Source organism: uncultured Alistipes sp. (assembly GCF_963931675.1).
Classification (GTDB): Bacteria; Bacteroidota; Bacteroidia; order Bacteroidales; family Rikenellaceae; genus Alistipes.
The window spans coordinates 650,509-676,681 of the sequence record NZ_OZ007039.1 but is presented as its reverse complement, the minus strand read 5'-3'; the positions used below and the strand labels follow the sequence as shown (position 1 = coordinate 676,681).

Here is a 26,173-nt window from a genome sequence, read left to right as displayed (position 1 = left end):
CGTCGGCAATACTTGGCGCGTCAATTAACAACCGTTGCACAATGGCCCATGCTACGCCGTGATGTAAGTAATCCCAAGTCCAGCCAAGGTGGGCGCAAATCGAACCCCGGCGGCCATAAGGACTATTTAGCCCGGTTACTCTATGCGCTCCGTCCTCGGTTGGGTCGTCCTTGCGCCGCTCTGCAATCGCATAGAGTTTATAAAATCCCCTAAGTTGCTTACGCTGGTTATGGCTTCGGAAAGCCCTACCAATTTGGAAGGCTTTATAGTGTGGAAGAAAAGAGCCGTAAGCCGGTCTAACTCCTTATCGTCGTTATATTTCCTAATCCGTCCGCCCGTACCGACTTCGGTAACGTGGTAATCTTCGCCCAATACGGCAATAGCGATTATTCGGGCCATACGTGCGGCGTTATCTTTGGCTATCCGTTTAGCTTCCGCCAAGGTTTCCGTTCCGCCGGCCGTAAGTCGGTCTTCGTTTACCACCATTTCTACCCATATCGCGCTAAGCCTGTCAAGAACCGAAAGCGTAGGTTCCTGTATTTCGAAATCCTCTTTTACCGTAACTACTTCGGGGCGTTGAAAGAACCCTTTAACGCCTTTTTTACGTCGGCGAACTTTGTGCGTAACGCTGAACTTTATACCCTGCTTTACCAAAAGGTTAAGTTCTTCGCGCTCTAACTCAAAATCCGTTTTTTCTCTTATGTTATCTTCGTTCATATCGTTTTATACTAAGAAAGCCCCCCGAAACTTTCATTTGGGGGGCTTTCGGGTTCGAACAAGGATTTTCCCCGCGTTATGCCTGTACGTCTGTCGGGGTCATAAGCGTAGCGGTCATTTTCTTAGTTCCCGTTTTGGTCGGCTGCAATACGGTACCGGCGACCTCGATAAGAAGAATACCGCTTTTGCTGAAAGTCGCGTTAATCTTGCTTACGAGTTTCATGCGCGGAATCTCGAATTTAAGGCCCTGTTCCGGGGTAATGCGTACCGACTTTTCGACTACCGGGATTTTATCCGGGGCTTCCCATTTATCCTGCGTATCGGAACCGTTGCCGGCCGTTCCTGTCCCGCCCAAAAGGTCGGCAAGAACCGTAACCGAAGGGTTCATAATCGAAAAGTTAAAGTTCGTCTTCCCACCCCGGCTAATGCTTACTACGGGGTCGTCCACTTCTTCGGCGTAGTGGTCGGTCGTTTCCGGGTCTTCCTGCGTCATCGTGCAGGTGTCTTGGTAGGTATAACCCAATACCGCCAAAGTGTCCCCCATACCGCCGTCTTCGGCAATTGCGCCTACCTCAATCTTGGAAAGGCCGATAGTATAAGTTTTCTTTGCTTCTGCCATTGTCGTAAATTTTAATTAGTTCGCTGTATGTTCCATTCTACCCGCAAGTTGTTGTAATGCTCGTTAATGCCCGGTTCTTTAATTATGGTTTCCGTAGAAACACGAATAGTCAGCCCGGTAATGTTCGCCGATTTTAGAACCGATAAAACAATAGCCGTTAGTTCGCGTATTCGCTCCCTATTCGCCTTAAATTGTTCGGTTCGGCATATTCTTTCCTTTTTGTCGGGGACGTGGATATTTACGTTTGAAGTTCCGGTTTGCGGTACTTCGTGGTTAAGGAATAGGTTGTTAATTACTACGTCTTCCTTCCCGGAATTATCCGGCCGTTCTCCCTGCACGAATATTCCGCCGCTAAGGGCCGCTTTCAATTCGGCCGAAGCGTTCAGAATCTCAAAAAGAATATCATCGGTTTCTATACTTTGCATAGCTATCTGTGTTAAATCCATAACCGGCAATGAAGCCGGCCGGGGTCGAACTTTTCACAAGTTCCGGTTACTACAACTAAGCCCGTTGCTTTGGCCGCTTCGACAAAATCGGTATTCGCAAGTTGGCTCACTTCTACTTCTTCCCGCGTTACAATTACCTGCGTGCCTTCGGGAATTTTGGCCGTACCTTTCGGTAGCTGGATAAGCGAAGCGAATACGCGGGTTTCTCCGTCGGCGGTCTGAATTGTCGAACCTTTACCGTTGGTTTCTTCTCGGCAAGCTGCTTTTAACTCCCATGCGGCGGCGGGCGTTTCCCAAGAACCGTTAGGTAATTGGACGCTTTCGCCGTTGTGCTGCAAGGCGTACAGGTATTGCGGGTATTGGTAGGAAGTCGTTACCATACGTTGCTTTTATTCCGAATTTTGGGCTTGCTGGCCGGCGTAATGCCTAATTCGGCGCAAGCCGCGTTATACCAAAGTTTGATAGCGTCCCAATTCCAACTAATGGAATACCCGCCTTCCCCGATATTAGCAAGGGGGATAAGCGTTGTAAACTCGCGGCAAATGGCCGTTTTTGCCTTCCGTACGTCTACCGGTGCGTCCGGGTCGGGGATAAGGTTACTTTGGTTGCAAAGTATCAAATCCACGTCGTCCGCCGTTAGCTGGAATCTGCCGACCGTTTTAGTTATCCATTCTTTGTAAGTCATTGGTAGCGGGTGTTAGAATAGGGGCGACCGTTGCCGGCCGGCCCCGTCTTCGTTAGTGTGTCCAAGTGCTGTTAGAAGTGTCCAAAAGGAAGGAACGACCCGAAGAAAGCCAAGCCGGGAAAGCGTTTGCAATTCCTACGGTAACTTCTTCGATAGGTTCCTCGGTGGAATACTTCTTTACGCAAGTGTGGCCGTTCATAGCTTTGATAGCTACGGAACCTTTAAGGTTCATATCGGCCGGCTTCTTCCAATAGGTTGAACCGAGTACCTTGCTTTCGCTGAACATTACCACGTTATCGGCGAACGGGTTGCCGGTAATACGGCTTCCGTCGTCCTTCTCGATAGTAATATCTTGGTCGATAACTACGACCTGCAAGCCGCGCAGGTACGCCAAACCCTTCATAGCCGCGTTTACCTGTTCCAAGCTCGGCGTTTGTGCGATGTTCAAGGCGTTAGCCGCGAACGAAGCGGAAAGTTTCGTTACTTCCTCGGTCTGAACCATAAGCGCGAAGGTGTCAAGGTTCATAAAGGCGTACTTCAAGCTAATACCCTTCTTCTTGGCCTTAGCTACGATAGCCTTAAAGTCCTTGCTAAACGGTTTTGCGCCGGTGGTGTTCCAAGCGGCCGAGCCGGTCTGAAATCCTACCTTCTGCGTTGCGTCGATTTGATAATCTACGTCGTATTCGGTAATTACGCTATTGTTGTTGTCGTTGGTAAGCGTTACTTTACCCAACGAAATAGACTGCAACGCAATCCATTCCAAGCGGGCGGCCACCCCGTCCCAGCAGTACTGCGTATCTTCGGCCCACGCTTCTACCAACGCCCGAAGGTCGGGGTTCGCGGAAGTCATGGCTACCATAATGTCGTATTCGTTAAGCTCGTTTTCGTCCTTGGTGCGCTTAATAGCCACTTTCGGAATATCGCCCTGAATACGCGCAATAGCTTCGCGGGTCTTCTTGTTGATACTTGCGCCACGCGCTACAAGGTCGCCGGCAATCTTTAACCCTACCTGCGCTTCAAGGGCTTTCCACGTAAGCGTGTAGTTCTCCTTCAAGGGGAACAAGGTAGGATAGTAATACGGTTTAAGGTCGTAGGTATTAACTACGGCCTGCATATCCCTTTCGGTAATGCCAATCATTAAGCTCCTTTGCATAACTTTTCCCGATTAAATTAGATAAACTGAATACCGGTAAGTTTGGCTTTCACTTCGGCACCGATAGGCGGGATATTGCTTTCCCGAATCTGCCCGATAGTTACGGCGTTTACGATATGGTTGCTAAGCGCGTCTACGTCGTAGCTTTCGCCTACAAGGGCTACCGGTGCGTATTTGAAAGCTGCCCCCGAAGCCCCGGCCTTGGCTGCGAGGTAAAGCGAATCGCCGGCTTTTGCGGCAACTCCAAGGGTTGTACCTACCGTAAGGTCGTCTTTGGTCGCGTCGCCGCTGTTTGTGGCGATAGCGGTAATAGCGTAAGCCGCTTTACCGGAAGCCAGCATAAGCGCGTCGCCGACTTTGAAGTTATGGCCCTTCTTTACGGTGTAGGTGGTAGCGGAGTTCGTAGCGTCGTCCGCAAGAACGGCTACTTTCACTACATGGTAAAGCCCGTTTTCGTCCTTTCCTACCGGCGTACCTTCGTGCAGAACTTTCTGCGTAAGGTCGGCGGCTGAAACGGTAATACCGTTCGGAATATCGGCGAGCTTGTGGGTAAACGCGCGAATAACGCGGTTATCCTTTTTCCTGTCGATTCTAAGCATTTTACAAGTGTTTAAGCGTTAAACCTCTTTACCGCCCAAGCCTTTATTTTCGGCTTCGGCGGCCTTTGCCTGTATGTAGCTTTCTACGCCCGCGCTTACTCCGTCCTTGTTGGGGGAACCAAGTACCGGTTTTTCGTGAAGGCTTAGGCCCCGGTCTGCCAACTCTTGGCCGAAGGCTGCTACGTCGTTCTTGGTTTCGGTCAGATACTCGTTAAAGGCGTTTTCGTCGGCAAAGCCGCCAAGTTTGGCTACCCTGTCGAAATCTTTAAGAACCTTAGCTTTGTAGGCTTCGGGTACGTCGGCAAGCTCTTTAACAAGCGTTTCCCGGCGGTTGGCGGTTACGGCCGCGCTTTGAAGGCTCATTACTTCGGACTGCAAGCCCTTAGTAGCTTCCTTTACGGCGTTCGTAATCATTGTTTGCACGGTTGCGGCGTCCAAGGTTCCGGCCGGTGCGGGTGGGGTACCGCCTTCTCCCGGTTTCTTTTCCACAAAGTCGTACTTCTTGCGCAGGTTGTCCTCGCGCGTTTTGTTCGCTTTGTCTATTTCCGCGTCCGCGTCTTTGCGCCAATCCGCTACAAACTTCGCTACGGCTTCGGCGGTAAGTTTACCTACGATACCGGTAGCTTCTTCCTTGGTATTAACTTGCATGGCGATAACTCGCGCAAGCTGGTTAAGCCCGTCTTTTCGCACGCCCGGAAACTGCGTTTCAAGTAGTGCTACAATTTCGTTTAGTTCCATTTTGATTTTTGGGATTTAATTAAACCTGCGACAAAGAAACGTATTATAGTAATACGAATATTTGTATAGCGTTGCAAGTTCTCTACACTCGTTTCAACAATTCAACCGTAAGGGCTGGGCCGCTTCTTGTTCGGCTGTTACTGAGTAAGTGATTTTGCGAACAAATGGCAATGCAGCGTAAGGAATGGCAAAAGAAGGCGATTTTAGCGCGTTTTATTCTCCAAACAAGGAAATACACCAGCCAACCGCATAAAGTCGAACAGCGGGCACGAGAAAGGGCAAAAACGGGTATTCTTACTTCGTCCGTTATCCGGCCCTTCTCGAATAAGTAGAAAAACGGGGATTTTGTTACCCTTGTGTTACTCGCATTATTCCCCCCGGTTGAACTATCAACATAGCGGCGGTTACTATCATCATTCCGGTAATGTTGGTAGTTAATGTTGCAAGTAATGTTGCAAGCTATTCCGAAATGTTGGTAGTTAATGTTGCAAGTAATGTTGCAAGCTATTCCGAAATGTTGGTAGTAGCTTCCGGGGTATGTTCGTAAAGAAAGGTTCCCCCCATACCCCCTATAAAGAAATATTCTTTTTCTTTATATTTATCCAGTGCCCCTAAGAAGGGGCACGCTTGGGGCTGCCCAAGGGCTGGCCAGCCCCTCGCTTGTGTGCGCGTTATTTATTGATATATAGTTATTTATTGATTTTGTAAAAATGAAAATTGCGCCGAATGTTCCGCGCGAAATTGTGGGGCTGCCTTGGGGCTGGTTAGGGGCTGGGCTGGGGCTTACTCTCAAATTTTGAAAAATCGCAAATTATTGTACTACAACACATTAAGCAACGAAATAAGCGTAACTATTTGATTCCGAAGTACCATAGCCCCAAGCCTGCCGCTGGGCTGGTGCTGGCCTGCTCCTGCGTAGGGGCTGGGGTAGCTCCTGCCTTGCTCCTTGCTCGATTTTTCGCCGTAAAATAGTGTTGTTTAGTGTTTTTGCAGTATATTTGCAACGTTTCCGGGGAGAAATCCGGGAACGTGTACGGAAGCGTATAGGTATCTAAGTTTGAAAATCGCCAATTAACGAACCATAGACGAACCTATTAACGCTCGCTGGCTGTATATCCATTTCCGATATATCGCTAAGCGTGGGTTATGGTTTATTCTATGGTGGGCGTTTGGCGATGCCTTAAACTTGTAAACCGATAAGGCCCACGCTTTCTGCGTTTAGTAATTGCCTGTTCGGGTTCTTGGGGCGCAAATTTTACGACTATGCAAATAGAAGAACTATTAGCCCTACTAACACTTGCGGCTGCCTTCCTGCAAATTATCCTATTCTTCAAGTTATGGATAATGACGAATGACGTTAAGAAACTGCGCGAAAATTGCGGATATTCGAATAAGTCTAACTTTAACTTTGAAATACGCAAATTACTTGCTTCGGGAAGCAAAGAGAAAGCAAAAGAAATGTTATTAAATCGTTTCTACGATAGTATTTCCGAACTCAATTATTCGGGGTTGGATAAGTCGGAAAACAACTACGACCAAATAACGAAAAACATAGACGCGGATTTTTTGAAGTTGAAAGAAAGGCTTACAAACGACCTTTCAAAGATAGGCGAGCAATTACCGGAAAATATCAAGCAAATGAAATCCGGGAATGAATTTTACGAACTGTTTAACTAAGTATCTTATGAAACACTTTTGCCTGTTATGTGCGCTCTTTCTGTTGGTAGGGTGTTCCAAAGATGAAGACCCCGGAAGAAACTATACCGAACAACAAGAAAAAGCCTTATCCGTGTTTAATGGAACTTGGGCCGATACACAATTTTCCAACCTTGGGAGTTATCCCGGTGCCGAATTGCAACCCGACCCGGATAAAATCATATTCGGAACCCAAAACAATAAGCCCGTAGAAATCTACGAAAACGACTTTATCGAAGGCGAACGGCTGTTATTCTCGGCCTTTGGCGAATTGGTTTACCATAGCGAAGGTTACGAAGATGTACCGTGTTATTATTGGGTATCGAACACGGCCGATGAACTACGCTTATACCGGACTTCTACAAAGAAACTATATAGGAAATTCACGCTTTCAATAAAAAGCGATACGAAAATGCACCTTCACGACCCCAATTTGTCGCTACCGTACATTTTCGTAAAACAATAGCCGGTCAGAAACGGCCCTATTTCCGTTTATCTCCTTTGTCGGGTACCGGTCTATATCCCTGCGGAATTGAAGGCCACAAAATCAAAATTCGGGAAAAATAAGGAAGGAGTAGCGCGGTGCTACTCCTTCTTCTTTTCTTCTGTATCGTCGTCTTCCGCCATAGCGTCGGTTTCTGCTTCCCAGCGGTCAATAGCGGCCGCGTGTTCCCGCCGGTACGCTTCTTTTTCGTCCTTCGGCATTGCGTCCCAATCCTTACGGGCCTTCGCCCATTTATCGTTATCGGGCCATTTATCTATTTCTTTTACTTCTGTCATAGCTCTACAAGTGTTATGCGAACTTCTTGCCCGGAAATTTCGTGCTTCACTATCTTAAACCGGGTGCCGTTAGTAAATAATACTTCCCGCTGGTCTTCGGGAGCAAATTTACCGTTAAATTCCGAAATGTCGGATATGTCGCGGCCGTTTTTGCTCTGAATTTCAAAAAGTACCCTTACTTCCGTCTTCTTCAAAACCCGATAGTTGGCAAACCGGTAAGCAACCGCCGGCGTTTTTGTCGATGAAGTGAAAATAGCGTGTTTTACTTCGTCTTTGCCGGCGTAAAGGCGTTCGTAATCCTTCCGCTTCATAATCGCGCCCCGGTAGACGGTTCCCCGATATTTCGGCAATCCTTCCAACGCCTTAGCCATAAGGGAAGCCGAAGCCTTGTTAAAGTCGGTAAGGTCGCCTTTATCCAACTGCTTATTAAGCTGCCGGTAGTTCCCGCCCTGCTGGGTGTAGTGATGAAGGGCCGCAAGTTCCGTATTCTGAATATCCGGGTAAAGCGTACTAAGTAATTGCGTTGCCCGTTCCATTGCTTCGGCCGTACTTCTCGCCCTCGTAAACTTACGTTCTTCGGCGGTATAGGTGTTTACCGGCAATGTGCCTATACTTTTCCGGTTATCCCGAACGAAGTACGGTAAGGTCTGCCAACCCTTCGAGCGTTCCTCGTTTTGGGCTATCCAATCGGTTAGGGCTTTCGGAACCTGTGTTACTTCCTGCCTTGGGTTCGGATTCCAATCCTTCAATTTCCCGGCCTTACGCGCTCTTATCCGTTCCCTAAAATCGCTTTCCGAAATGAAGATAGGCACCATTTCGCAACGGCAATGCGGGTGCCACCCCGTCCACCGGAAAGTTTTAGGGTATCGGCCGGCCAATTTGTCGCAAATGTCTACAAGCCGCTTTACCTTCCCGTTTACGGTGGTCGTGTGGTTATTGCTTAACCGAATTTCATACCCGATAATAAGGGGGTTATTTTGGTAGCTTTCCCACTCTGCACGACGGTAGGCCGCGTTCATTTCGGTAACTGCAAGACGGCGGGCGTTTTTGTACGCCGACCTATATACGCCTTGGCCGGGGTGGTATTTCTTTGCCGCTTGGCTTAATTCAAGTTCCCCGGTTTCTTTGTTGCGCACCCGTCTATAAAGCGCGTCGGGGTTGTTCAAGTAACCGCGAAGGCTACGGCTTACTTCTTCCGGGCTTTTCCCTTCAAGTATGCCGTTTTGTATGATAATTTCAAGTTCTTGTTTCGCCTTTGCCGTCAAATTCCAAACGCGGGTAGATAGGTTCATGCCCTCGCGGTCGGCATTGGCGTAAGCGTGTCCCGTCGCACCTTTGGCCCGGTGTGCCTTTACTGCCTGTTCGCAAATGTCGGTAGTTTCTTTCCGCTGTGCCGAAGTCTTCCCGAATACTTCTAACGCCTGTTCCTTTACCCGTGCTTCTCCTTTGTCCCAACTTCCTATAATACCGTTCTTAGTAATAAGGGCTGTTTTACTGCTAAGGTCTTTTAGGTACCGGTCTAACTTACGTTCGGCGGCCGGGTTCCCCTTCCAAGAGAAGGTAGCCCCCGATTCTATCGCTTTCCTAACCTCGGTAAGTTTTAGGGCCGCGTGGTAGGTATCGCCGAACAGGGCGTAAAGCTGCTTTTCTACGCTCGCTATATATCGTATAACTTCCTGCCTTTTATCCATTACGCCCTAAGTTCTTCTATTGCAATTCGTATATACTTACTTAAAATGCCGTTTAACTCACTACAAGGCCCGCTAATTACGTCGTACCCCTTACTTTCGACGTATAGGGCATAATCGGCTGCGGCAACGATAACGGCTACTATGTCGTTCGGGTATTGTGCGGCCGCTTGCGCTGCCATACGCTTACCTTCTTCTACGCCTTCGCTCCCTTTCTCGCCACCGGTAGAACTAAAACTTTCCGCTACCTTTTCGCCGTGATTGTAGATAACAAAGCCAATCGACGAACGCAGCAGGTGTGTCCGGTCTTTGTAGGTGTTCAATAGCTTAGCGTTCCGCGTAACCTCTAAACAAGCCATTTGCATAGCGTCTACAACGGTGGCCGTTATGATGTCTACCGCCTCGTAAACGCCTGCAAATAGCTTATCTATGTCGAATTTTGCTACTATGTTACCCATATCTTAGTTAGTAACTTAGTTAGATACTTGGTTAGTAGCTATACGGTGGGTTCGTAAATAGACGAATATGAAGCCGCGCTTTCTTCGGCTTCTATCTGCTCTATCTCTGCGTCCGTGTCGTTTACCCAGCCCAACTGTTGTACGGCTGTCTTCCGCGAACAAATAGCCTTCTGACCGGTGGCCGAAAGAAGAAGGTTTACGTTCGCCGCTTCGTCCTCAATCATAAACGGGACTATTTCGGGTTCGATAATAAGGCTACCGCAAGCGTCTACAAAAGCCTTATCCTTGGCGTTCATTTGTGCTAAAAACGCCTGTATTACGCTTAATCGACGCTGCAAATAATCGTCGAACACCTCGCATTTGTCCTGTACTTTTAGGTGCGCGTCCATAAACAAAAGTTTCAAGGCGACACCCGAAACAGCCCCGATACCCTTTACTGAATCGAAAGCAATATCCGGCGTTTGCGTAATGGTATAAATCATACGCAAAAGGGTTTCTATCTCTAATTTCACGCTTTCGGGAGCTTGTGCCCAGCTTAGATATTGCGCGGTCGCCCCTTCTTCTCCCTCGATAACGGCCCCGCTTTCGCCCTTCTTGGCCCAACCCAAAATAGTACCCGTAGTAAAGATTTTCGGGCTTGCGTGGTAGTCGTTGGTATCGGCGAAGTTGGAAAGCAACTTTTCCAAGCGGTCTATAAGGTTCTGTACGTCTTCCCATTCTACGGCGGGCTGGCGGCCATAGATAACCGGAATTTTGCCTATTTGGTTCTTCTTGGGGTAGCCGTCCAATAACTGCCATTGGCTGCTGGCAAGCGTCCATTTCCGTATTTCGGTATCGGTATAGGTTTCGAAATAGGTATGTTTTACCCCCGCGCTATCCTTTACAACGTATTCACGGGAGAAAGCCACCATATCGCCCGTTTCATCGAAGTAGGGGTAAAGCCTATCGCCGAACAACGGGCTAAAAATGGCTACCCGAAGTTTGTGCGTTGAATCGAAGCCGTAGTTTTTCGTCGGTTTCTCCACCGGGTACCAAAGTTCGGCCGCTTCCGTACTGCTGTAAATGGCCCGCGCTACCTTCCGGTTAAGGGTTCGGCTTTTGGTATCGAACAAAACGCGCTTTACAGCCTTCAAAACGTCGGCTTCCTTGGTGCCTTCTTCCGGTTCCGCGTTAAGTGTTACGGGGTTTCCAAACGTGAAGGCTACGGCCCGCTTTACTATAAGTTTCTGAATTGCCAAAGCTACGCGAGCAACCGGCTCTATACGGAAGTTTTCGGTTTCCCCGTTTCCGTTGGTAACGGTCTTTATATTCTTCTTTTCTTCGTCGTTTATATCGAAGTCGGAAAGGTCTACTTTTACCTTCTTATCCCTACGCTTTACAGGGTCGTTTACGTCGTGGCCTTTGGGGTCAAGCTGGGCGATATATTCGGCCGCGTTCGGCTCGGTCGCATTACGTCCGTTCTTCAATTCGGCAATAGCGGTACTATGGTTTTCGCCTGCCAAAAGTTCGTTAAGCTGCTTGCTATTCATTTTGTTGTTATTTTGATAGTTAAACATTATGCGAAATATCCGGCCGCGCTTTTCTTGCCTGTAATGGGCCGTTGCTCTACGGTTCCGGTCAATGCGTCCGGCGCGTCGTCGTGGGCGTTCTTGCCAACTTTCATATAGTGCGTAAGGGCTTGGTAGAAATCGGGCCACATTTGCGCCCACCCGCGCGGGAAATAGGTAAGGTTTTGTACTTCCGCGCTATGCGTGAATATGCGTACGGCCTTGTTTTGGCTTTGGTGGAACCACTTAATACGGGTTTTGTTGTTACCCATTAACCGGGCTTGCTTCTCTACATTACGCGCGAAACCCCGGCCGCCGTTGTTACTCTCTACTACGGCCAATTCTACCGCGTGTTTGGTTAGCATTTCGGCCGTTTTGGGTTCGGTGTACTCCATAGGCTTAGCCGTATAAAGCACGTCCAAAACAAAGTTTCCTATCTCGGTTTCAAGGTAGGTTATCGAGCAAAGGAAATCCGCGCCTTCGTCCGCCGTATCGGTATAGTTCTTAACCTTCCGTATCTTGCTGGCCGGCAGTATGTCGTATTCCTTAAAGGGATTTTCGTACATAAGGCCCTGCAAGGGTTTCGGGTCTTGCTGGTAAAGGGATTCAAATACGTGCGGGTTTCGGGTGCGTATGGCTTCCAACTTTTCCAAATTGTGGCGTTCGGGCCATAGTGCCGTACCTTCTTCGCGCGGGTCGTATTCGGTAGGTGCGCCCTTCTTAATCGCTTGGTATGTTACTACTACCCACCCGTTCGGATTGTTTACCGGGTCGTATATTCCTTGCTGCTCCAAAAGGCGGCCGGCTAAGTCCTTTTCGTGCCAGCGGGTAAATACTATAAGCTGCTGGCTATTGTTGTGTAATCGGGTTTCGGCTACCGTGTCGTACCAATCTTCGATAGCTTCCCGAACAACCGCCGACCAAGCCGTTTTAGCGTCCTTATAAATGTCGTCCATTATAAGGGTATCTACCGGTTCGCCGGTAAGAGGGCCACCTACGCCGACGGTCTTAAAGCCGCCCCGGTGTCCTACTATTTCGCATTCGTCGGCATTGCGAAGCCAAGCCCCGGCAACGGTCGTAATGTTCGATGAATTAAGGCACGTTTCCGGGAATATTTCGGCATATTCCGGCGTGTCTATAATACGCTGTATTTCGCGGTTGAATTTACGGGCCTTCGGAGCCGAATAGCTTACGACGGCTATTTTATTGTCCGGGTTCCGGCCAAGTATATAAGCCGGAAGGCGGCGCGTAGAACCTTCGCTTTTGCCGTGCTGGGGCGGCATGAATACCATTAGCTTTTTAATCTTTCCTTCTGCGAATAAGGTTAGAACGTGGTAATATCGTACATGAAATTCGGCCGGGTCGAAAGTAGGCATAGTAGCGCGGGTAAACGGCAAAAGGTCGGTACGTGCTTCGCGTATCAATCTTTCCCGCAATGCGGCTATATACTCTATTTTCTCTTGGCGTGTCATTTACCTAATTTCTTTTCCAATTCGGCTATACGTGCGTCTAATTCTTCATCGGAAAGCTGCCCGAACAAATCCTTACCGTCCTTGCCCGTTACTTCGTTGTTCTGCCTGTTCTTCCAATTCTCCGGCTCTCCGTTGGTAAGTGTAAAGATTATCGCGGCCGTGTCCGGCTGGTAGTGTTTATCGACTATCTTTTGTTCCTTTATTCGCGGTATCTCCTTGCCGTTTACGTCGTACTTGCCGGAACCTACCGTAGTGATGTGCTTTTCCTGCACCGTGTACCCTTGTATCTTCCGTAGAAGGCTTTTTTTCGCTTCGGCTACAAAGAAGGCCATACGTTCCGCTTCGGCTTTTTTTATAGCGTCGGAAAACTCGGAAAACTCCTTTATCCAAGTGTAGTAAGTATCGGGGTGTATCTTGACCATACGGCATACTTCCGCCACCGTGTAGGTGTCGGTAGCGATAAGCGAACATATCTTTTCGGCTATCTTCTTATTGTATTTCGTAGGTCTTCCCATTCTACAATTTTGTTATTACTACTTCGGGGTCGTACTTCTTAATTCGGTCTAATATGATTTGGCAATACTGCGGGGAAATCTCGATACCGAAGCAATTGCGTTCCAATTGGTGCGCGGCTATAAGGGTGGAGCCGGAACCTAAAAAGAAGTCTATTACCAAGTCGAACGCGCGGCTACTGTTGCGGATAAGTCGGCCGATAAGTTTTACAGGCTTCATTGTCGGGTGGTCTGCGTTCTTCATCGGCTTATCTTCGTGAATAATCGTACTTGGGTGTTCGTTATCGTTCTGCAACTCCTTTACATAGGCTAATAGTTCCTTCTTTGTCATTGCGTCGAAGTCTACCTTATCTTCTATTACCGTGTGCTGGGAACGGTCGTTAATAAAGTAATGCGGGCCGCCGTCCTTCCACCCGTAAAGTATCGGTTCGTGCTGCCATTGGTAATCCTGCTTTCCGATAACGATGTTATTTTTTACCCAGACAAGGTGCTGTTTATAGTTTATAGAGGAATCCGGCCCCGGTAAATCCGGTAATAAACGGCACCGCTTTTAATGCAGCGTGGAAAACATAGATAGCCGCGCCGGGCTTGCAACTTTCATATAGGGAAGCGTGTATATCTCCCATGAAAGCCGTAAAATCGGCGTCGCTCATATTGTCGTTCTTAATGTCCGTTTGTATGCGGTTTCCCCTGTCGGTATTGTTCAAATACTCGTTTTTGCTGGCATAGTCTACGTTATACGGCGGGTCTGTTACAATGCAATCGGCCTGCATACCGCCCATAAGTCGGCGTACGTCCTCAATTTTTCGAGTATCTCCGCATAATAGGCGGTGGCAAATGGCCCCTTTACGAATTTCGAAAAGGTCGCCTTCTTTTATGTCCGTTTCTACGTCTTCGGAGGCCGGCGGTGTAAATCCGTCTTCGGTTAATTCCCGTTCCGGTTCTTCTGGTTCTGCAAACTCTGTAACGCCCCATTCTTCGGGGGATATTTCCCACCTTTCAGCCGCTTGGGTAAGTGCCGTTTCGTCCCAATCCAAATTAGCGGCCCCGGTCGCATTGTCGGCTAAGGCAAGTTCGCGCCCTTCCCGCGTGTCTAAATCTATGTCGGTACGTTTTACCGCTACTATTTCTTCGCCGGTGGTTTCGACTATCAAAACCTTTTCTAAGCCTATTTGCCCGGCGTTTTCTACGGTTTTATTCCCGGCTATAATACGGTTGTTCTTATCCAAAAGAATAGAACGGCCCGCCCCGAATTGGCGCAGGCTCTTTTCTATTAAACTTTGGCCGAACTGCGTACCCTTGTTAAAATTTACGTCGTCCGGTATAAGTTGGGCTATATCCGCTTCTATAATCTTCTTCGGTGCCATAGGCTTACGCAATGAATTGGAATACCAAGCGGGCCAATAGTACGTTAAGGACACCGGAAAGAACACCGACTACCGAAAAAATGAAATCCCAAACTTCCGGGGTTCCCTTCTTGCTGAATTTGTCGTAAAGCTCTTTCCCGGCGGCGGCCACAATCCCAGCGCAAAAGCCATAGAAGACACCGAAAAGCCCCACGAAGAAGGCGATAATAAAGCCGGCCGCTAAATGCAGCCATTTGTCAGAACTGAATAAGTAGCCCTTAAAGGTCGTAAGGGCCTGTAAAATCTTTTCTTTCATACCTGCGTACGTCTATTAGTATGTAAATATTCGCGTTATGCAAAAATAAAAGAAGCGTATTATTATAATACGCTTCTTTATCCAAGAATAATTAAAAAGTTACCAACATAAACGGGGGATATATGCCCGTATAACCTGCTGGAAGTCTTCTAAGGAACGGCAAACAATGTACTTATTACCGTGTGCTTCGGCCAACGCTTGCCACTCCTTTTGCATGGGTGTTTGCCGATTGCTTTTGCTGGGGGTCTTAAACTCGATACAAAGGGAATGAAACCCGCCGGAAGGGTAAAGCAGAATAAGGTCGGCAACCCCGGCCGTTACTCCTTCGCCCTTCATAATCGCGGCTTCCTTCGCATTCCTCGCCCCGCCGTTCGGAACCGCAAAAAGAAGGCGGCCTATTTTCGGGTACTGCAACCGGAACCAAGTAACGCAGTCCTTCTGTATTTGGCTTTCTATATGTCGCATATTATTCGGTTTCTTTTTCGTACAAGTGGCAAGCCGGGTTATTTACCTTTATCCGTTTCAATCCGTTACCAGTTCTTCGGCTCTTTTGAAGAGCGCAACTTTGCACTATCTTCGTACTATGGTCGTTCAATTCCCAACGCTGGCGGTGCTTGCAAGTCCGGCAAGTCGGCAATTTCGGTTTGGCTCCGGTCTTAACGGCAGCTATAAATTTGTTGTAATCCATAGCCGAATATAGCTTTAACCAATCTTCGCGTACCAAAATATCGCGCTGGGGAACATAAGCGTAGAATACGCCATTTATCCGGCACCCGCCCGAAAACCTTGCAACCGATAAATACGGCAGCTTCGTAACGTCGGCAACTACTATAACTTTGTCTGTGTCGAACATACCTATTTGTATTTTACCGTTAATAAATACTGTTGTACCTTTTCGGCTATTTTAATTATATGAAACGGCCAATAGTACGGGCCGCAACCCAAAACCATACTTCCCGCAATCCGATACGGATAGCCAAGCCAATACGGGTAAGCCCTTCTTTGAAGTTTTCAGAAAACCGGCAATACCGAACCCCGGCTTTCGTTTCTTTAAGAAGGTAGGCGTATGCTTCGCCCCGTGTGCGGAAGTATGTATTTTCGTACATAATCGCGCCGCTATGGGTTGTATTCGGCCAGCCGTATTCCTCGCATAGTTCGGCCTTTACCGCCCACCGGTCAATAGTGAATACCGGAAGGTTTCGGGCGAAGGTGTCCGGTTCATCAATCAAGGCCCGAAGTACCCCGTTTTTTTCGTCTGCCTTAATACGGGCGGCAAGCTGTCCTATTTCGCTATTCTCGCCGGGCGTAACCAAAGACGAATAGAAAACTTTACCGGTTTCTATATTTATGGCTATAAGCCCGTGAACATACCCGGAACCGATACAAATACAAGCCCCGCCGTATTTTTCTTCGTTATAGATAGCTACGATATGCTTTATATCGTAATGCTGCTTTATTGTTTTGAATCCCATATACTTATTTTGTTGTTTGTTTGAACCATGCCCGGTAACAAAGTTCCCGGAGCAAATCCGAAATAATGGCTAACCCTTTGGAAAGCCATAAGCAAATCAATTGAAGCGGCACGACCGCAAAGAATACAAGCCAAAACACCGTATTCCAAAATAGGCCGGTACGCTTTTTTATCTTTATCGTATAGGTAATTTCCCCTTTGTTCATACCATTACTTTTTAGTTTCTACTTCTTGTTTCGCCCGATAGTTTACTACCGTTTGGGCTACTCTGAAAACAAGCCCGGTTATCGCGTCGCGCTGGGACTTCGGCAGGCCGCTTTCAAGGTTCGCAACCTTTATAAAAGTTTCCCTAATACCTTCTACCGTAAATATCCCTGCGTCCTTCAATGCGTCGTACGGTGTCCGGCGATACCTGTAACCTTCTTGCGGAGCCGGTCGGTTGTTATAGGCTTCTCTTTCGTAGCCTAAGAACTCGTTAAATTTGTCGTCCTTAATTATGTCCTTTACTTTCATCGTCTTTATTTTTATGTATGTTATAATCTTTATTCGCGTTGTAGCCGCACCAAGTACAATAACCGAGGGCTACATTAAGCGCATAGTTTTCGCGCTGGCATTTGGGGCATATTATAAGCCCTATACTTCCGTCGTCGTCCCTATATAGGCCGCTCGGCAAATTGTTGCTTCGTGTTCCCATTAGTACCGCCTTTTTGTAAAGTGAATAATAGCGAAGTCAAGAGTAAGCGCAGAAGCGAGTCCGGCCAATTCGTGGTACTTCTTTTCGGCAGCGTCAAATACCGGCGCGAACCATGCCTTAAAATCGTCTACTGTAAGCCCGTCGTTTTCGGCTAAAATCTCCAAGGGGACGGGGAGGCCGTCTACCTTTGCTTCATAATCGTAATAAACGACAGATATTATCGGTTTGTCGTCTAATTGTGCTTCCGCGTAGTGATTTACTACGCACTTTTCCCGTCGTAACTCCAATTTCTGTACGCCGACAATGTCGGCCGGAATCTCGGTTATAACTTCTTGGGGGCTTCGGTATGGTTTTTCGCTCCATTGGCGGACGCTAAGAACTCCACCCGTAGCCATTATTTTTTCGATTTTTGCCCGCCAATACTCGTAATTGCTTCGGCAGGTGTGTACCTTCCGCCCGTCGGCTACTTTGGCTATAAAGCCCGTTTCTTGCCCTTTACGTGGGTGCTTCGGGCCGAAGTGTTTGCCAAGCGTTACTACTGCTTTCATCGTTAATTAACTTTTGTTCGGTTATAAAGTAGGTGCGTATCTATTCCGGTAGCGTTAAAGACCAAGGCCCGAACGTCTTGCCCTAATTTTTCGACGGCTTTTAAGGTGTCTTCTTGGCTAACTCCTTCGGCCTGCTGCTTCTCGAAAAACTTATCTACGAGTGCGCTCATAAATATTTTTGTAGAAGCCCGGAACCCTTCTAAGGTGTAATTCGGTTTTGCCCCGTTAAATGCTTCGTACTCCCAAAGGGTAGCTTCCATTTCTTCGAGCACGGGGCTTAATTTCTTTCCTATCATATCGGTAACTGTTAAAATGGTAAATCGTCTACTTCTTCGGGTTGCTGATATGCCGGCGGCTGTGTCGGCGCATACGTTGGGGCAGCGGCCGAAGTCGTTACGGCCTGCTGGGGGACTTCTGTTTGGTCGGCCCGGTTTCCGCCTAAAAGCTGCAATTCTCTAACCCGGCAATTTATACCAGTTTGTAATACTCCGCCGGCTTCGTATGCCTTGGCCGAAAGTTCGCCGCGAATGAATACGCGGGTTCCTTTCTTCAAATAGTTAATTACCGGGCTTTCTCCGTATTTAAGGCAGCTTACCCAAGTCGTACGTTCGTGTCTTTGCCCCTGCGAATCTTTATAGCTTTCGGTATGGGCTACGCTGAAAGCTATGTACTTTTGCCCGTTAAGGTCTTTAATAATGGCGTCCGCTCCGAGGTTGCCAATTGCTTCTAATACTAACATATTGCTTTAATTATTTGGTTTGAAAATCTTTACTTGTGAATAATCGCGGCGTTTCGTCCGGTAGCTGAACCCCAATAGCGCGTAAGGCTTCCCGGTAAGTATAACCGTTGTTTTGGTAGTTCATAAAGACGTTATAGGCTTTGGGGTGTAGGTCGTACAATAGTTCGAAGCGCGATATTTTTTCTATGTGCGCTCCGAAGCCGCAAAACATACAACCGGTTCGGGTGTGCCCCTTATCGTATAGTTCGCAGTACGGAACTTTGAATTTCCGCAAGTAAGCCCATATATCCGCGTCCGTCCAAATGCTTATCGGATAACTTGCTATATGGTTATTTTGGAATGAATTGCAACCGCCCCGCCGTATATACTGCCGTTTTCTTAAATCGCTTTCGCCGGCCATAATACCCAATATCGGTACTTCGCCGGTCTGCTTATTATACTTCGCAAAAGGCCGTTTTTTTAGGCATTCGCAACATTGTTCCGAAACCATAAAAGGCTGTTTTATTAGATACTGCCAACGGTCGGCAATCTTTCCACTTGTGTACCCGCGCGTTTTATCTGTTCCGTGAAGGCGAATAGAAAGTAGCTTTTCGCTTTTGGTCGTTTTGGCTTGGCGTATGCCGTGCGCCTGTTCTTTCGATATAAGCGGAAAACCATACTTACCGATAACTTCCTTTACCGTAATTCCCGGCCGTATTATCGTTACGTTCTCGGTGCTTCTGACGAAGCGGAATATTTCGGGGTACTCGTTGCCGGTATTGCAAAAGACCGCTTTTATATCCCTATCGACAAACCGCCGCACTATGTCGAGCAATACGGTAGAATCCTTGCCGCCTGAAAAGGAAACGTAGGGGACTTTACCCGTACGGGAAAGGAAGGCTTCTACCGTCCCTACCGCGTGGTCTATCTTTTGGTTTAACGTCCAACCTTGGCGCGTGTTTAGTTCCTGTATTGTCATTGCTTAGGCTACTTTTAGTAATTCGGTTGTTATTTCTTCTACCAAGGCTTCGCAAAGAACACGGGCTATATTCACTTCTACCGCATTGCCGATAAACTTCTTTTGGTCGGCTTGCGTCCCTATAAGGGTGTAGTTTTCCGGGAATCCCATAATTCGCTTTAACTCGATAATTTTTAACATTCGCATTTTTATATCGACGATACCGTAAAGGGCCATAAACTCCTTTATTTTCCGCATTGGGCCGCTATCGGTTTCGTAAATCTCTATTGCCAATTGGCCGCACTCCGTAGCGATAAGGAACGGGGGCTTTTTATCCATTTTAGCGATAAGGGTAAAACACGGCTTTTCGACGGAACCGTCGGTATTGGAATATAGGGGATTCATAAGGTACCATTTGCAGGCTATTACGCTTTGCTTTGGGTTTGTCATTATTGCCGGGCAAGGCTTATCCAAGTTTGATAATTGCCCGCCGCCGCTATAACTATTCGCTATAAATTGCGGTTTTACTACCGAAAGCCTATCTTTCGTTGTAAGGGTCGGCGAAGGCGCATTTACGGAATGATTATGCCCGTTTCCGTAATATGCCGAAATAAATTCGGCCCCTACTAAACTATGGTGGTCTACGGTCGTAATGGTTCCCGCTACGTTGTCTACGCTGAAAACCTTACTTTCCGGGTGTCCGCTAAAATGCTTTGCGAGAAAATGAATGTTCGCTATTCCTAACCTGTTTTGGCAAGCTACGGTAGGGCATGGTTCATCTATCGAAGGCGGGATATGCTTACCCGTCTTCTTATTGACTGAATTATATTTAATCAAAAACGAATCCTTCCCGCCTGCTACGAACTTTATAAGGCCCGCGTATATGCGTTCCAAGGTCTTAGGCGAAAGCGGTTTTTTACGATTAAAGATACTTTCCCCTTCATCGGCAAAGTCCAAAACTTCCTTTACGGGTTTCCACTTCGCCAAGCTGCCGAAAAGGTCGCCGCCCCCGGTCTTTGAGTGGGTAGGCTTCGGCCATACGATAGGTAGGTACGGTTTGGCAAATATCCCGAAGAAACGCTTTCGGCTGGTATATGCCCCATAATCCGCCGCGTTAAGTATTCTATGGTCGAACTTGTACCCGTAGGCTTTTACGTTATCTACCCAATTGGTATAAAGCCGCCCTTTATCCCTGCTAATCGGTTTTCCGTTTTCGTCCAAATCGCCCCAGCTCATAAATTCTTCTACGTTCTCGATTTGGATATAATCGGGGGCAAGGGCTTCTATATACCTAAACAAATGTTCGGCAAGGGTGCGGCTATCTGCGTCGCGAGGCTGGCCGCCTTTGGCACGGCTGAAATTGGTACATTCAAGTGAAGCCCAAAGTACAATTTTCGCCATAGGGTACATTTGGCGCATTTCGGCCGTATGTTCTTTCAATGGGCATAAGTCCAAAGTTCGCATATCTTCCGTATAGTGCTGCGCTTCGGGGTGGTTGGCCGCGTGGCTCGCTATGGCGTTCGCGTCGTGGTTTACGCAAGCTATAACCTTCGCGCATTTACGCCCCTTATAGTTGGCTTTCTCTACGCCTGTACTCGTTCCACCGGCACCGCAAAACAAGTCTATATATAGTAATCTAATATCGTCCATTTCGCATTATAGTAATACGCTTTCGCGGAAAATTAGTCTTTTGATAGGTGGGCTTTCACTGCGTTTACATAACCCCTAAATTCGGAGGTATATTGGTAATCGTCCGGGTATTTTCTGAGGTAGTAGATAATAGTAGCGTGGTTCCGTTTCATCTCCTTTGCAATCTTTACTACCGTCGCCCCTTCTTCACGGCATAGCTGGGCGAAAATCATGCGGGCAAAGACGTGCTTTTGCTCTCGACTTTCGCCTACAATATCGTAGAAGGCAACGCCCATGCCTTCGGCTATTGCCTGCTTTATGTTCTGAAAGGTCGGTACTTCTTCGTAAATAATTGTCTTACCTGTCAATTCGGCTAAATTATTTTCAAGTGTAGCCCCTTTGGAAAATCCCCAATCGGGCAACAAATAGATAGCCTTGCACCCCATAAGTAGAAGTACGTCCATAGCTACGTGAACTTCCCAAGAGGCATTAGCCGGAATACCGTTTTTAAGCGGGTTTACCACCTCGTAACCTTGGGCTTTTAACATGGTTTCCGCCGCTTCAAATTTGGCCGCTACTTCTTCTATTGGCTGGCCGCTTATCTGTCCCGAAATGTATATCTTTTCCATGTTGGCTATTATTTTCTATAAGAATGGTTTATAAACGGGATTCTATCGAACATTTCCGTAAATCGGTCGGCAATACGTTCGCCGTATTTGTTCGCCAAGTCTTCCGCATTTAGGTTGCTGGTCATAATTGTAAATAGCTGCCGGTCATACCGGTAGTAAATCGTATCGACAAAGGGGCTAATTTCATTTCCCCAAACCTTCACTACGGAAGGTTCCGTACCTACGTCGTCAATAGCTAATAGCTCGGCTTTCTTAATGCCGTTAAAGCGTTCCGGTTCATTCTTTGCTATGTCTGCAAGTTCTAAGGCCGATACCGTCCTAACCGTCTTTCGTTGGTCAAAATATGCACTTTCGTACAAAATCCCGATAAGGCTACCTATCGCGCGGGCTAAGGTGCTTTTACCGTTACCTACCGTTCCGAATAACAGAAGCCCCGGTTTGCAATTACCGGTAAGCCATTTTGCCGCCTTTTCTATATGGCTTTGGGTCGCTTCGTCGTCGATGAACTGCATACGCCGCCGCATAACTTCGGCTATATAACATTCCCGCAACATTGCCGGCACGTCTTCGGGGTACTTATCAACCTTAAAGCGTTCCGGTAAAGCCTTTCTTTGAAGTACCGCCCGGAACCGGGTTAAGTCCACCCGTTGCGGCCCCTGTCTGCTGTCCTTTTCGTCCATTTCCATTATTACCTATTTCGTTACGCTCCCAAGTTCTAACCGCCGCTTTCCAATCCTTCATACAGTTACGGCCCACCTTCCAACCGTTCGAAGTATAGTAATCTATCCACGCTTGCGGGTCTACGTCGTTACCTCGTTCTTGGCAATACGCCGTAACTTCTTCTAAGGTGGGCTTCTGAAAGATTTTACCGCCTTTCATTTTAGGGGCTGCCTTGCTCCTGCCTTGGGGCTTGCCAGCTCCTAACGTCGGCCCTTGCGGTGGCTGGGTAATACCTTCGTTCAATACCCGTATAAGGTCGTATTTTTCAAGTTTTTGCAATACCGATTTATGCGCGTTGTTCGTAGGGTTTAAGTTCGATACCACGCCGTACTGAAATATGATAAATTCGGGTAAAAACGCTTTGCTTCCGTTATTGAAGAAATGGATTCTTCCGGCAAAGGCTTTTTCGAAATCCTCTAAGTCGTACGTTTCGCCGCAATAAAGCCCGGCTACCTCTAAGTCCACTTCCCATATTCCGGCGTTGTCGCACTCGCAAAAAAGGTACACCCAAAGCAATTTATAAGCGGGCGGTAAGTCCCTTATAAATCGTTTCTTAAATAGGTCGGTATCTATAAATCTTTTTGCCATTTTGTTACTTTTGAAAAGCTACCCCGGCCCGGAAACCGGGGTAGCTGGGTTAATACTGCTATTGCTCGATAATCGCAATTTCGGGGCTTAGTTCCCGAATGCGGGCTACCTGCACGTCTATAATTCGGTCGCGCAGGTCTTCCAAAAGCTGGCACGCTCCGGGGCTTACAAGTTGCAGGGTTACGTCGCGGCCGTTTACCGAAGCGTAAAATTCCACTTCGATAGTTTCCGCCGGCATACCTTTGAAAATCGGAATTTGAAGGGTAAAGGCTTCCGGCAAGTTACTCATAACCACGCCGCTATAATTATCTTTGAAGTCGCCCTTTTCGCTCTTTTGCTTCTCCACCTTGGAATTTACGGTAGCTTCGAAGTTTTTAAGTTCGGTTACGAGCTTCATATTCGCGGTTTTGTCCGGGAAAAATGCGCGGTTCATTTTGAAGAACTGCCCCAACTCGTTAGGTTCCCAACCTTTGCCGGCGTTAATCCCAAATTCGGAAAATTTGGGGTGCTGGGAAAGACGACCTACCACCCGGCCCGTAGTATATTCGTCGTTCTCGTTCGTAACGAGTGTAATACACACCTTTTCCCGGTCTACCAAAACGTGGCAACGCTTCGGGTCTATTTGGTCGGCTTCGGAAAGCCGCTTTTCTAAGAACTCTACCGGCGCACCGATAACGCCGGAAAGGTCGATTTTTACGGGGGGCTTGGGGTCAAGGACGCGGTAAGCTGCGCCTTCTCTTACGGTAATTTCCGCCTTCGTAGTTCCTTGGGGAAGGTTTACTACTACTTTTTTGTTTTCGTCCATACTTTTTTACTTGTTGATTGTGAAACTTTTACTTGGTTTGAAGTGGGCTACTTCGTGCGCCGGTATGATAATCGTAGTACCGGCAGTAATGTTGCGGGCTTTCTTTTCGGCCCGTTTCTTCGGCTGGAAGGTTCCGAAGCCGCGAAGGTAAACGGGTTCCTTGCGCTGTACGCATTCCTTAATTGCGTCTAATGTGGCTTCGATAATCGGCCTTACATGGCTATCGTTTTGCCCGGTTTTACTCCCAACGACCGTAATTAAATCTTGCTTCGTCATTGTTTTGCTTTTTAGTTGTTAGTACCTGTTTTTCTTCCGATTTGAAAAAGTGTTGTTTGTAATTCTTCGCTGTACGCCGGCCGGCTCTCGATAAGGTCGCCGTTTTCATTGTAATAGCCGACTTCGCGGGCTTCTTGGTCGATGAACTTAAAGCACCTTTCGGTAACAAATTCGGCCTTCTTTTTCAGTCCTTCCAAGGTCTTTTTTCGCTCCGTCGTAAGGGGTTCCAAACGGGCCTTAAAGTCCTTCATCGCGGCCGTCTTTTCTTCCTCGATGTCGTTAATTTCGATGTCCGTTTCCGAAAGGCTTTCTTTCATGCGGGCCAATTCTTCCGGGGTAAAAGGTTTCATATACCCCTTTTCTTCCACCGCGTCGCAATTATCCATAAGGAAGGCTACGCGCTTCTTGCCTTGTTCGAGGTCTTTCCCTAATTCTCTTTCCATGTTTCGTTATTTTTTGATTAAAAGAAAATCGTTATAAATACCTTCGAACTGACGGCCCGCGTACGTGGCGAGTTCACGGGTTTTATAGCAAAGCCGGGAGCCGAGACCCGCACCCGTACACGAAGCCGCGCAATTCGTAGACGCGTACGAAAAGCCGGCAAGCGCGAAGTTAGACACGAACCAAGGCCAATATTTGTACTCGTTGCTATTGGCCCAATCCGGCCGCCAACCTTCGTTAAGGGCTTCGGCAATGGTCTTTAACTTGCGGTAGGCTATTTCGTCCTTGGTAAAGCCCAACTTCGCTAATACGGTTTCGTTCATCGGCTCAATACCAAGCACCGCGCAAGCGTCCGCGTAGGTTTTTACGCGCTTGGTAATATCCTTCGGGGCAACCGTTTTTACGGCCTGTAATACGGTCGTATTAACCCCTAATTTCTCGGCCAATCGTTCGGCTTCCTTGCTGGCCGCCTGTTCGTTCTCGTGTTTGTACGTCGGTGCGCCTTGGCCTTCGGCGTAAACCATAAAAAACTGCTTTTCCATTTTGTTATTTGTTAAAAAGTGAACTTTGCTTTTCTTCCCTCTTTTGCTCGTAAAGTATTCGCCTTTGTCGCGCAATACTCAACCGGACGGCCCTAATAGCGTCTTCACGCCCTTTTAGGCTTTCTTCGTACTCCAATAGTTCCGCTTCGCTTTGGGCGATAAAATACCCGTCGGAAGTGGCTATTAAGCCCGGTATAAGGTCGTTTGTCCTTATGTGGTTTATAATCTTCCTTACCCGTGCGTCGTTTAGTTTATAGGAACCTTTAAGGCTGCTTACGATATGCTTGTTTGTTACGGCATTTTCGCGCCCTATTTTCGTCCTAAGCCCCCGTACGAGAAGCGGAAGAAGTACGCCCATTTCGTAATCGTTTAAGGGCTGCGTTTGTTGGTCAAATCCTTTAATCATATCAAAAGGGGGTTTTGTCGAAATTGATTATTAGCCCCGCTTCGGCTATATGTACGGTTTTACCGGTTGCAGCTCGCACTCCGGCCCGGAATTGTTCGGCGTTGCTGTTACCGTCGGAAAGGTGGATAAGAACAATATTATTTACCCCCTTTATATCGTTGGCTTGTAACGCCTGTACGCAATGGTCGTAACTTAAATGCGATTTTAGCGTACGGTTCCGAACAACGGCGGGAATACGCCCGGCCGCTATATTCGCGTCCAATAGGTCTAAGCGGTAATTACATTCTATCAATACGTTATTAAGTCCCGCGAACTTGCAGGGCAAGTAATAGGTATCGGTAGCGAATAGGATATTACCCGTTTCTTCGTGGTTGATGAAGAACCCCAAAGGCTCGGCGGAATCGTGCTTAGTCCCGAAAGGAATAATTCGGAAACCGCCGAGGGTAAAAAGACTTCCGGCTTTGCAAACATTCGCGCGGTGCGGGTCTTCTATTGGGGTGTTCTCAATGGTACCGGCCGAAGCGTAGACGGGTACGGTAGCTTTCAATACTTCGTTAATGTAGCCTGCGTGGTCTTTGTGTTCGTGGGTAATTAGGCAGCCTACAACCTTCGTTATATTGTAGTCTAACGCTTGCTTCACGCTGGCGAATCTTACGCCCGCTTCCAATAACAAGGCTTCGCGGTCGTTCTCCAAAATGTAGCTATTTCCTTGGCTGCTACTGCCTAATACTTTTAGAACCATTGTACTACGCTTCTACGATTTTGCGAAATGCTTTACGTTTCCTTTTTAGCGGAAGGTTCCGGCCGATGAAGTCCATAGCCGTAGCGAACTTGCCAGAAAATTGGTTAAGGGCTTTGCCCTGCTGGGCTACGCTCTGTTCGCTCACCTTCGCCATGTCCGCCGCTTTGTTAATCCGGGCGTTCATTGCGTCGATGTCCTTTGCCGTCAAAAAGGCAATACCAAAAATTACTTTCAT

Annotated in this window: 38 protein-coding genes; 3 read left to right on the top strand and 35 right to left on the bottom strand. The window is 47.7% G+C overall.

The window, feature by feature from the left end; genetic code table 11:
* Nucleotides 1–135: 135 nt before the first annotated feature.
* From ABGT65_RS02955 to ABGT65_RS02920, 8 genes are all read right to left on the bottom strand, one after another.
* Entirely contained in the window at nucleotides 136–717 is a 582-nt protein-coding gene (locus tag ABGT65_RS02955) for a hypothetical protein (RefSeq protein WP_196053096.1), read from the bottom strand.
* Between the two features lie 76 nt (nucleotides 718–793).
* A complete protein-coding gene (locus tag ABGT65_RS02950; protein ID WP_196053095.1) occupies nucleotides 794–1,336 on the bottom strand; it encodes a hypothetical protein in 543 nt (180 codons plus the stop codon).
* Nucleotides 1,337–1,347: 11 nt separating this feature from the next.
* Nucleotides 1,348–1,761: a hypothetical protein gene (locus ABGT65_RS02945; RefSeq protein WP_230324921.1), complete on the bottom strand. Its 414-nt coding sequence runs from the start codon at nucleotides 1,759–1,761 to the stop codon at nucleotides 1,348–1,350.
* An 11-nt stretch (nucleotides 1,762–1,772) separates the two neighbouring features.
* Nucleotides 1,773–2,162 carry a hypothetical protein gene (locus tag ABGT65_RS02940; protein WP_196053093.1) on the bottom strand — a complete coding sequence of 130 codons (390 nt, stop codon included), beginning with the start codon at nucleotides 2,160–2,162 and terminating at the stop codon, nucleotides 1,773–1,775.
* Nucleotides 2,156–2,467 carry a DUF6706 family protein gene (locus ABGT65_RS02935; protein WP_196053092.1) on the bottom strand — a complete coding sequence of 104 codons (312 nt, stop codon included), beginning with the start codon at nucleotides 2,465–2,467 and terminating at the stop codon, nucleotides 2,156–2,158. The genes ABGT65_RS02940 and ABGT65_RS02935 overlap by 7 nt, the downstream gene beginning before the upstream one ends.
* Nucleotides 2,468–2,519: 52 nt before the next feature.
* Nucleotides 2,520–3,620 (bottom strand): major capsid protein, encoded by a 1,101-nt coding sequence (locus ABGT65_RS02930; RefSeq protein WP_196053091.1) that lies wholly within the window; start codon nucleotides 3,618–3,620, stop codon nucleotides 2,520–2,522.
* Between the two features lie 17 nt (nucleotides 3,621–3,637).
* Entirely contained in the window at nucleotides 3,638–4,219 is a 582-nt protein-coding gene (locus ABGT65_RS02925; protein ID WP_346699674.1) for a hypothetical protein, read from the bottom strand.
* 18 nt (nucleotides 4,220–4,237) lie between these two features.
* A complete protein-coding gene (locus ABGT65_RS02920; RefSeq protein ID WP_346699673.1) occupies nucleotides 4,238–4,957 on the bottom strand; it encodes a hypothetical protein in 720 nt (239 codons plus the stop codon).
* Nucleotides 4,958–6,220: 1,263 nt separating this feature from the next.
* On the opposite strand from ABGT65_RS02920, the gene ABGT65_RS02915 reads away from it, so the two are divergent.
* Together ABGT65_RS02915 and ABGT65_RS02910 are read left to right on the top strand one after the other, a co-directional pair.
* On the top strand, nucleotides 6,221–6,634 hold the full coding sequence (locus ABGT65_RS02915; RefSeq protein ID WP_281515309.1) for a hypothetical protein: 414 nt from the start codon (nucleotides 6,221–6,223) through the stop codon (nucleotides 6,632–6,634).
* A gap of 7 nt (nucleotides 6,635–6,641) precedes the next feature.
* The gene (locus ABGT65_RS02910; protein ID WP_346699672.1) at nucleotides 6,642–7,118 is read left to right on the top strand and encodes a hypothetical protein; all 477 of its coding nucleotides are present in this window, start codon (nucleotides 6,642–6,644) and stop codon (nucleotides 7,116–7,118) included.
* 119 nt (nucleotides 7,119–7,237) lie between these two features.
* On the opposite strand, the gene ABGT65_RS02905 is transcribed toward ABGT65_RS02910, so the two are convergent.
* The 9 genes from ABGT65_RS02905 to ABGT65_RS02865 are packed head-to-tail and all read right to left on the bottom strand — an operon-like array spanning nucleotide 7,238 to nucleotide 14,771.
* Nucleotides 7,238–7,432 carry a hypothetical protein gene (locus tag ABGT65_RS02905; RefSeq protein ID WP_196053086.1) on the bottom strand — a complete coding sequence of 65 codons (195 nt, stop codon included), beginning with the start codon at nucleotides 7,430–7,432 and terminating at the stop codon, nucleotides 7,238–7,240.
* Complete coding sequence (locus ABGT65_RS02900) at nucleotides 7,429–9,123, bottom strand: ADP-ribosyltransferase domain-containing protein (RefSeq protein WP_346699671.1); 1,695 nt, start codon at nucleotides 9,121–9,123, stop codon at nucleotides 7,429–7,431. Before ABGT65_RS02900 ends, ABGT65_RS02905 begins: the two co-directional genes overlap by 4 nt.
* The gene (locus tag ABGT65_RS02895; RefSeq protein WP_289542193.1) at nucleotides 9,123–9,578 is read right to left on the bottom strand and encodes a hypothetical protein; all 456 of its coding nucleotides are present in this window, start codon (nucleotides 9,576–9,578) and stop codon (nucleotides 9,123–9,125) included. The genes ABGT65_RS02900 and ABGT65_RS02895 overlap by 1 nt, the downstream gene beginning before the upstream one ends.
* A 38-nt stretch (nucleotides 9,579–9,616) precedes the next feature.
* On the bottom strand, nucleotides 9,617–11,107 hold the full coding sequence (locus ABGT65_RS02890) for a phage portal protein (protein ID WP_346699670.1): 1,491 nt from the start codon (nucleotides 11,105–11,107) through the stop codon (nucleotides 9,617–9,619).
* A gap of 26 nt (nucleotides 11,108–11,133) precedes the next feature.
* Nucleotides 11,134–12,597: a phage terminase large subunit gene (gene terL / locus ABGT65_RS02885; protein ID WP_346699669.1), complete on the bottom strand. Its 1,464-nt coding sequence runs from the start codon at nucleotides 12,595–12,597 to the stop codon at nucleotides 11,134–11,136.
* Entirely contained in the window at nucleotides 12,594–13,112 is a 519-nt protein-coding gene (locus ABGT65_RS02880; protein ID WP_281515303.1) for a transposase, read from the bottom strand. The genes terL and ABGT65_RS02880 overlap by 4 nt, the downstream gene beginning before the upstream one ends.
* Before the next feature lies 1 nt (nucleotide 13,113).
* Entirely contained in the window at nucleotides 13,114–13,569 is a 456-nt protein-coding gene (locus ABGT65_RS02875) for a site-specific DNA-methyltransferase (RefSeq protein WP_346703045.1), read from the bottom strand.
* 34 nt (nucleotides 13,570–13,603) lie between these two features.
* On the bottom strand, nucleotides 13,604–14,476 hold the full coding sequence (locus tag ABGT65_RS02870) for a hypothetical protein (protein ID WP_346699668.1): 873 nt from the start codon (nucleotides 14,474–14,476) through the stop codon (nucleotides 13,604–13,606).
* Nucleotides 14,477–14,480: 4 nt separating this feature from the next.
* On the bottom strand, nucleotides 14,481–14,771 hold the full coding sequence (locus ABGT65_RS02865; protein ID WP_346699667.1) for a hypothetical protein: 291 nt from the start codon (nucleotides 14,769–14,771) through the stop codon (nucleotides 14,481–14,483).
* A 267-nt stretch (nucleotides 14,772–15,038) separates the two neighbouring features.
* Between ABGT65_RS02865 and ABGT65_RS02860 the strand changes: the two genes are divergently transcribed.
* Nucleotides 15,039–15,431, top strand: a complete 393-nt coding sequence (locus ABGT65_RS02860; RefSeq protein ID WP_346699666.1) for a hypothetical protein — start codon at nucleotides 15,039–15,041, stop codon at nucleotides 15,429–15,431.
* A 248-nt stretch (nucleotides 15,432–15,679) separates the two neighbouring features.
* On the opposite strand, the gene ABGT65_RS02855 is transcribed toward ABGT65_RS02860, so the two are convergent.
* From ABGT65_RS02855 to ABGT65_RS02770, 18 genes are all read right to left on the bottom strand, one after another.
* On the bottom strand, nucleotides 15,680–16,243 hold the full coding sequence (locus ABGT65_RS02855; protein ID WP_346699665.1) for a hypothetical protein: 564 nt from the start codon (nucleotides 16,241–16,243) through the stop codon (nucleotides 15,680–15,682).
* 4 nt (nucleotides 16,244–16,247) lie between these two features.
* Nucleotides 16,248–16,448, bottom strand: coding sequence for a hypothetical protein (locus ABGT65_RS02850; RefSeq protein WP_301237038.1), 201 nt, complete (start codon nucleotides 16,446–16,448; stop codon nucleotides 16,248–16,250).
* A gap of 4 nt (nucleotides 16,449–16,452) precedes the next feature.
* Nucleotides 16,453–16,755, bottom strand: coding sequence for a hypothetical protein (locus tag ABGT65_RS02845; protein ID WP_346699664.1), 303 nt, complete (start codon nucleotides 16,753–16,755; stop codon nucleotides 16,453–16,455).
* A gap of 180 nt (nucleotides 16,756–16,935) precedes the next feature.
* Complete coding sequence (locus ABGT65_RS02840) at nucleotides 16,936–17,484, bottom strand: hypothetical protein (RefSeq protein WP_301237037.1); 549 nt, start codon at nucleotides 17,482–17,484, stop codon at nucleotides 16,936–16,938.
* 2 nt (nucleotides 17,485–17,486) lie between these two features.
* Complete coding sequence (locus ABGT65_RS02835; protein ID WP_196053071.1) at nucleotides 17,487–17,780, bottom strand: hypothetical protein; 294 nt, start codon at nucleotides 17,778–17,780, stop codon at nucleotides 17,487–17,489.
* An 11-nt stretch (nucleotides 17,781–17,791) separates the two neighbouring features.
* Entirely contained in the window at nucleotides 17,792–18,223 is a 432-nt protein-coding gene (ssb, locus tag ABGT65_RS02830) for a single-stranded DNA-binding protein (RefSeq protein WP_196053070.1), read from the bottom strand.
* Nucleotides 18,224–18,233: 10 nt separating this feature from the next.
* Nucleotides 18,234–19,181, bottom strand: a complete 948-nt coding sequence (locus ABGT65_RS02825; RefSeq protein WP_346699663.1) for a phosphoadenosine phosphosulfate reductase family protein — start codon at nucleotides 19,179–19,181, stop codon at nucleotides 18,234–18,236.
* Between the two features lie 3 nt (nucleotides 19,182–19,184).
* Nucleotides 19,185–20,810 (bottom strand): DNA cytosine methyltransferase, encoded by a 1,626-nt coding sequence (locus ABGT65_RS02820; protein WP_346699662.1) that lies wholly within the window; start codon nucleotides 20,808–20,810, stop codon nucleotides 19,185–19,187.
* A gap of 32 nt (nucleotides 20,811–20,842) precedes the next feature.
* Complete coding sequence (locus ABGT65_RS02815; RefSeq protein ID WP_346699661.1) at nucleotides 20,843–21,418, bottom strand: DUF4406 domain-containing protein; 576 nt, start codon at nucleotides 21,416–21,418, stop codon at nucleotides 20,843–20,845.
* An 8-nt stretch (nucleotides 21,419–21,426) separates the two neighbouring features.
* Entirely contained in the window at nucleotides 21,427–21,930 is a 504-nt protein-coding gene (locus ABGT65_RS02810; RefSeq protein ID WP_288895550.1) for a replication protein, read from the bottom strand.
* A 73-nt stretch (nucleotides 21,931–22,003) separates the two neighbouring features.
* A complete protein-coding gene (locus ABGT65_RS02805; RefSeq protein WP_346699660.1) occupies nucleotides 22,004–22,726 on the bottom strand; it encodes a hypothetical protein in 723 nt (240 codons plus the stop codon).
* Nucleotides 22,727–22,784: 58 nt separating this feature from the next.
* Nucleotides 22,785–23,531: a hypothetical protein gene (locus ABGT65_RS02800; protein WP_196053064.1), complete on the bottom strand. Its 747-nt coding sequence runs from the start codon at nucleotides 23,529–23,531 to the stop codon at nucleotides 22,785–22,787.
* A 6-nt stretch (nucleotides 23,532–23,537) separates the two neighbouring features.
* Nucleotides 23,538–23,807: an HU family DNA-binding protein gene (locus tag ABGT65_RS02795; protein ID WP_196053063.1), complete on the bottom strand. Its 270-nt coding sequence runs from the start codon at nucleotides 23,805–23,807 to the stop codon at nucleotides 23,538–23,540.
* Nucleotides 23,808–23,818: 11 nt separating this feature from the next.
* Nucleotides 23,819–24,250, bottom strand: coding sequence for a hypothetical protein (locus tag ABGT65_RS02790; RefSeq protein WP_196053062.1), 432 nt, complete (start codon nucleotides 24,248–24,250; stop codon nucleotides 23,819–23,821).
* 6 nt (nucleotides 24,251–24,256) lie between these two features.
* Complete coding sequence (locus ABGT65_RS02785) at nucleotides 24,257–24,790, bottom strand: hypothetical protein (protein ID WP_346699659.1); 534 nt, start codon at nucleotides 24,788–24,790, stop codon at nucleotides 24,257–24,259.
* 4 nt (nucleotides 24,791–24,794) lie between these two features.
* Nucleotides 24,795–25,196 carry a hypothetical protein gene (locus ABGT65_RS02780; protein WP_346699658.1) on the bottom strand — a complete coding sequence of 134 codons (402 nt, stop codon included), beginning with the start codon at nucleotides 25,194–25,196 and terminating at the stop codon, nucleotides 24,795–24,797.
* 1 nt (nucleotide 25,197) lies between these two features.
* Nucleotides 25,198–25,938: an MBL fold metallo-hydrolase gene (locus tag ABGT65_RS02775; RefSeq protein WP_346699657.1), complete on the bottom strand. Its 741-nt coding sequence runs from the start codon at nucleotides 25,936–25,938 to the stop codon at nucleotides 25,198–25,200.
* Nucleotides 25,939–25,942: 4 nt separating this feature from the next.
* Nucleotides 25,943–26,173 (bottom strand): hypothetical protein, encoded by a 231-nt coding sequence (locus tag ABGT65_RS02770; protein ID WP_346699656.1) that lies wholly within the window; start codon nucleotides 26,171–26,173, stop codon nucleotides 25,943–25,945.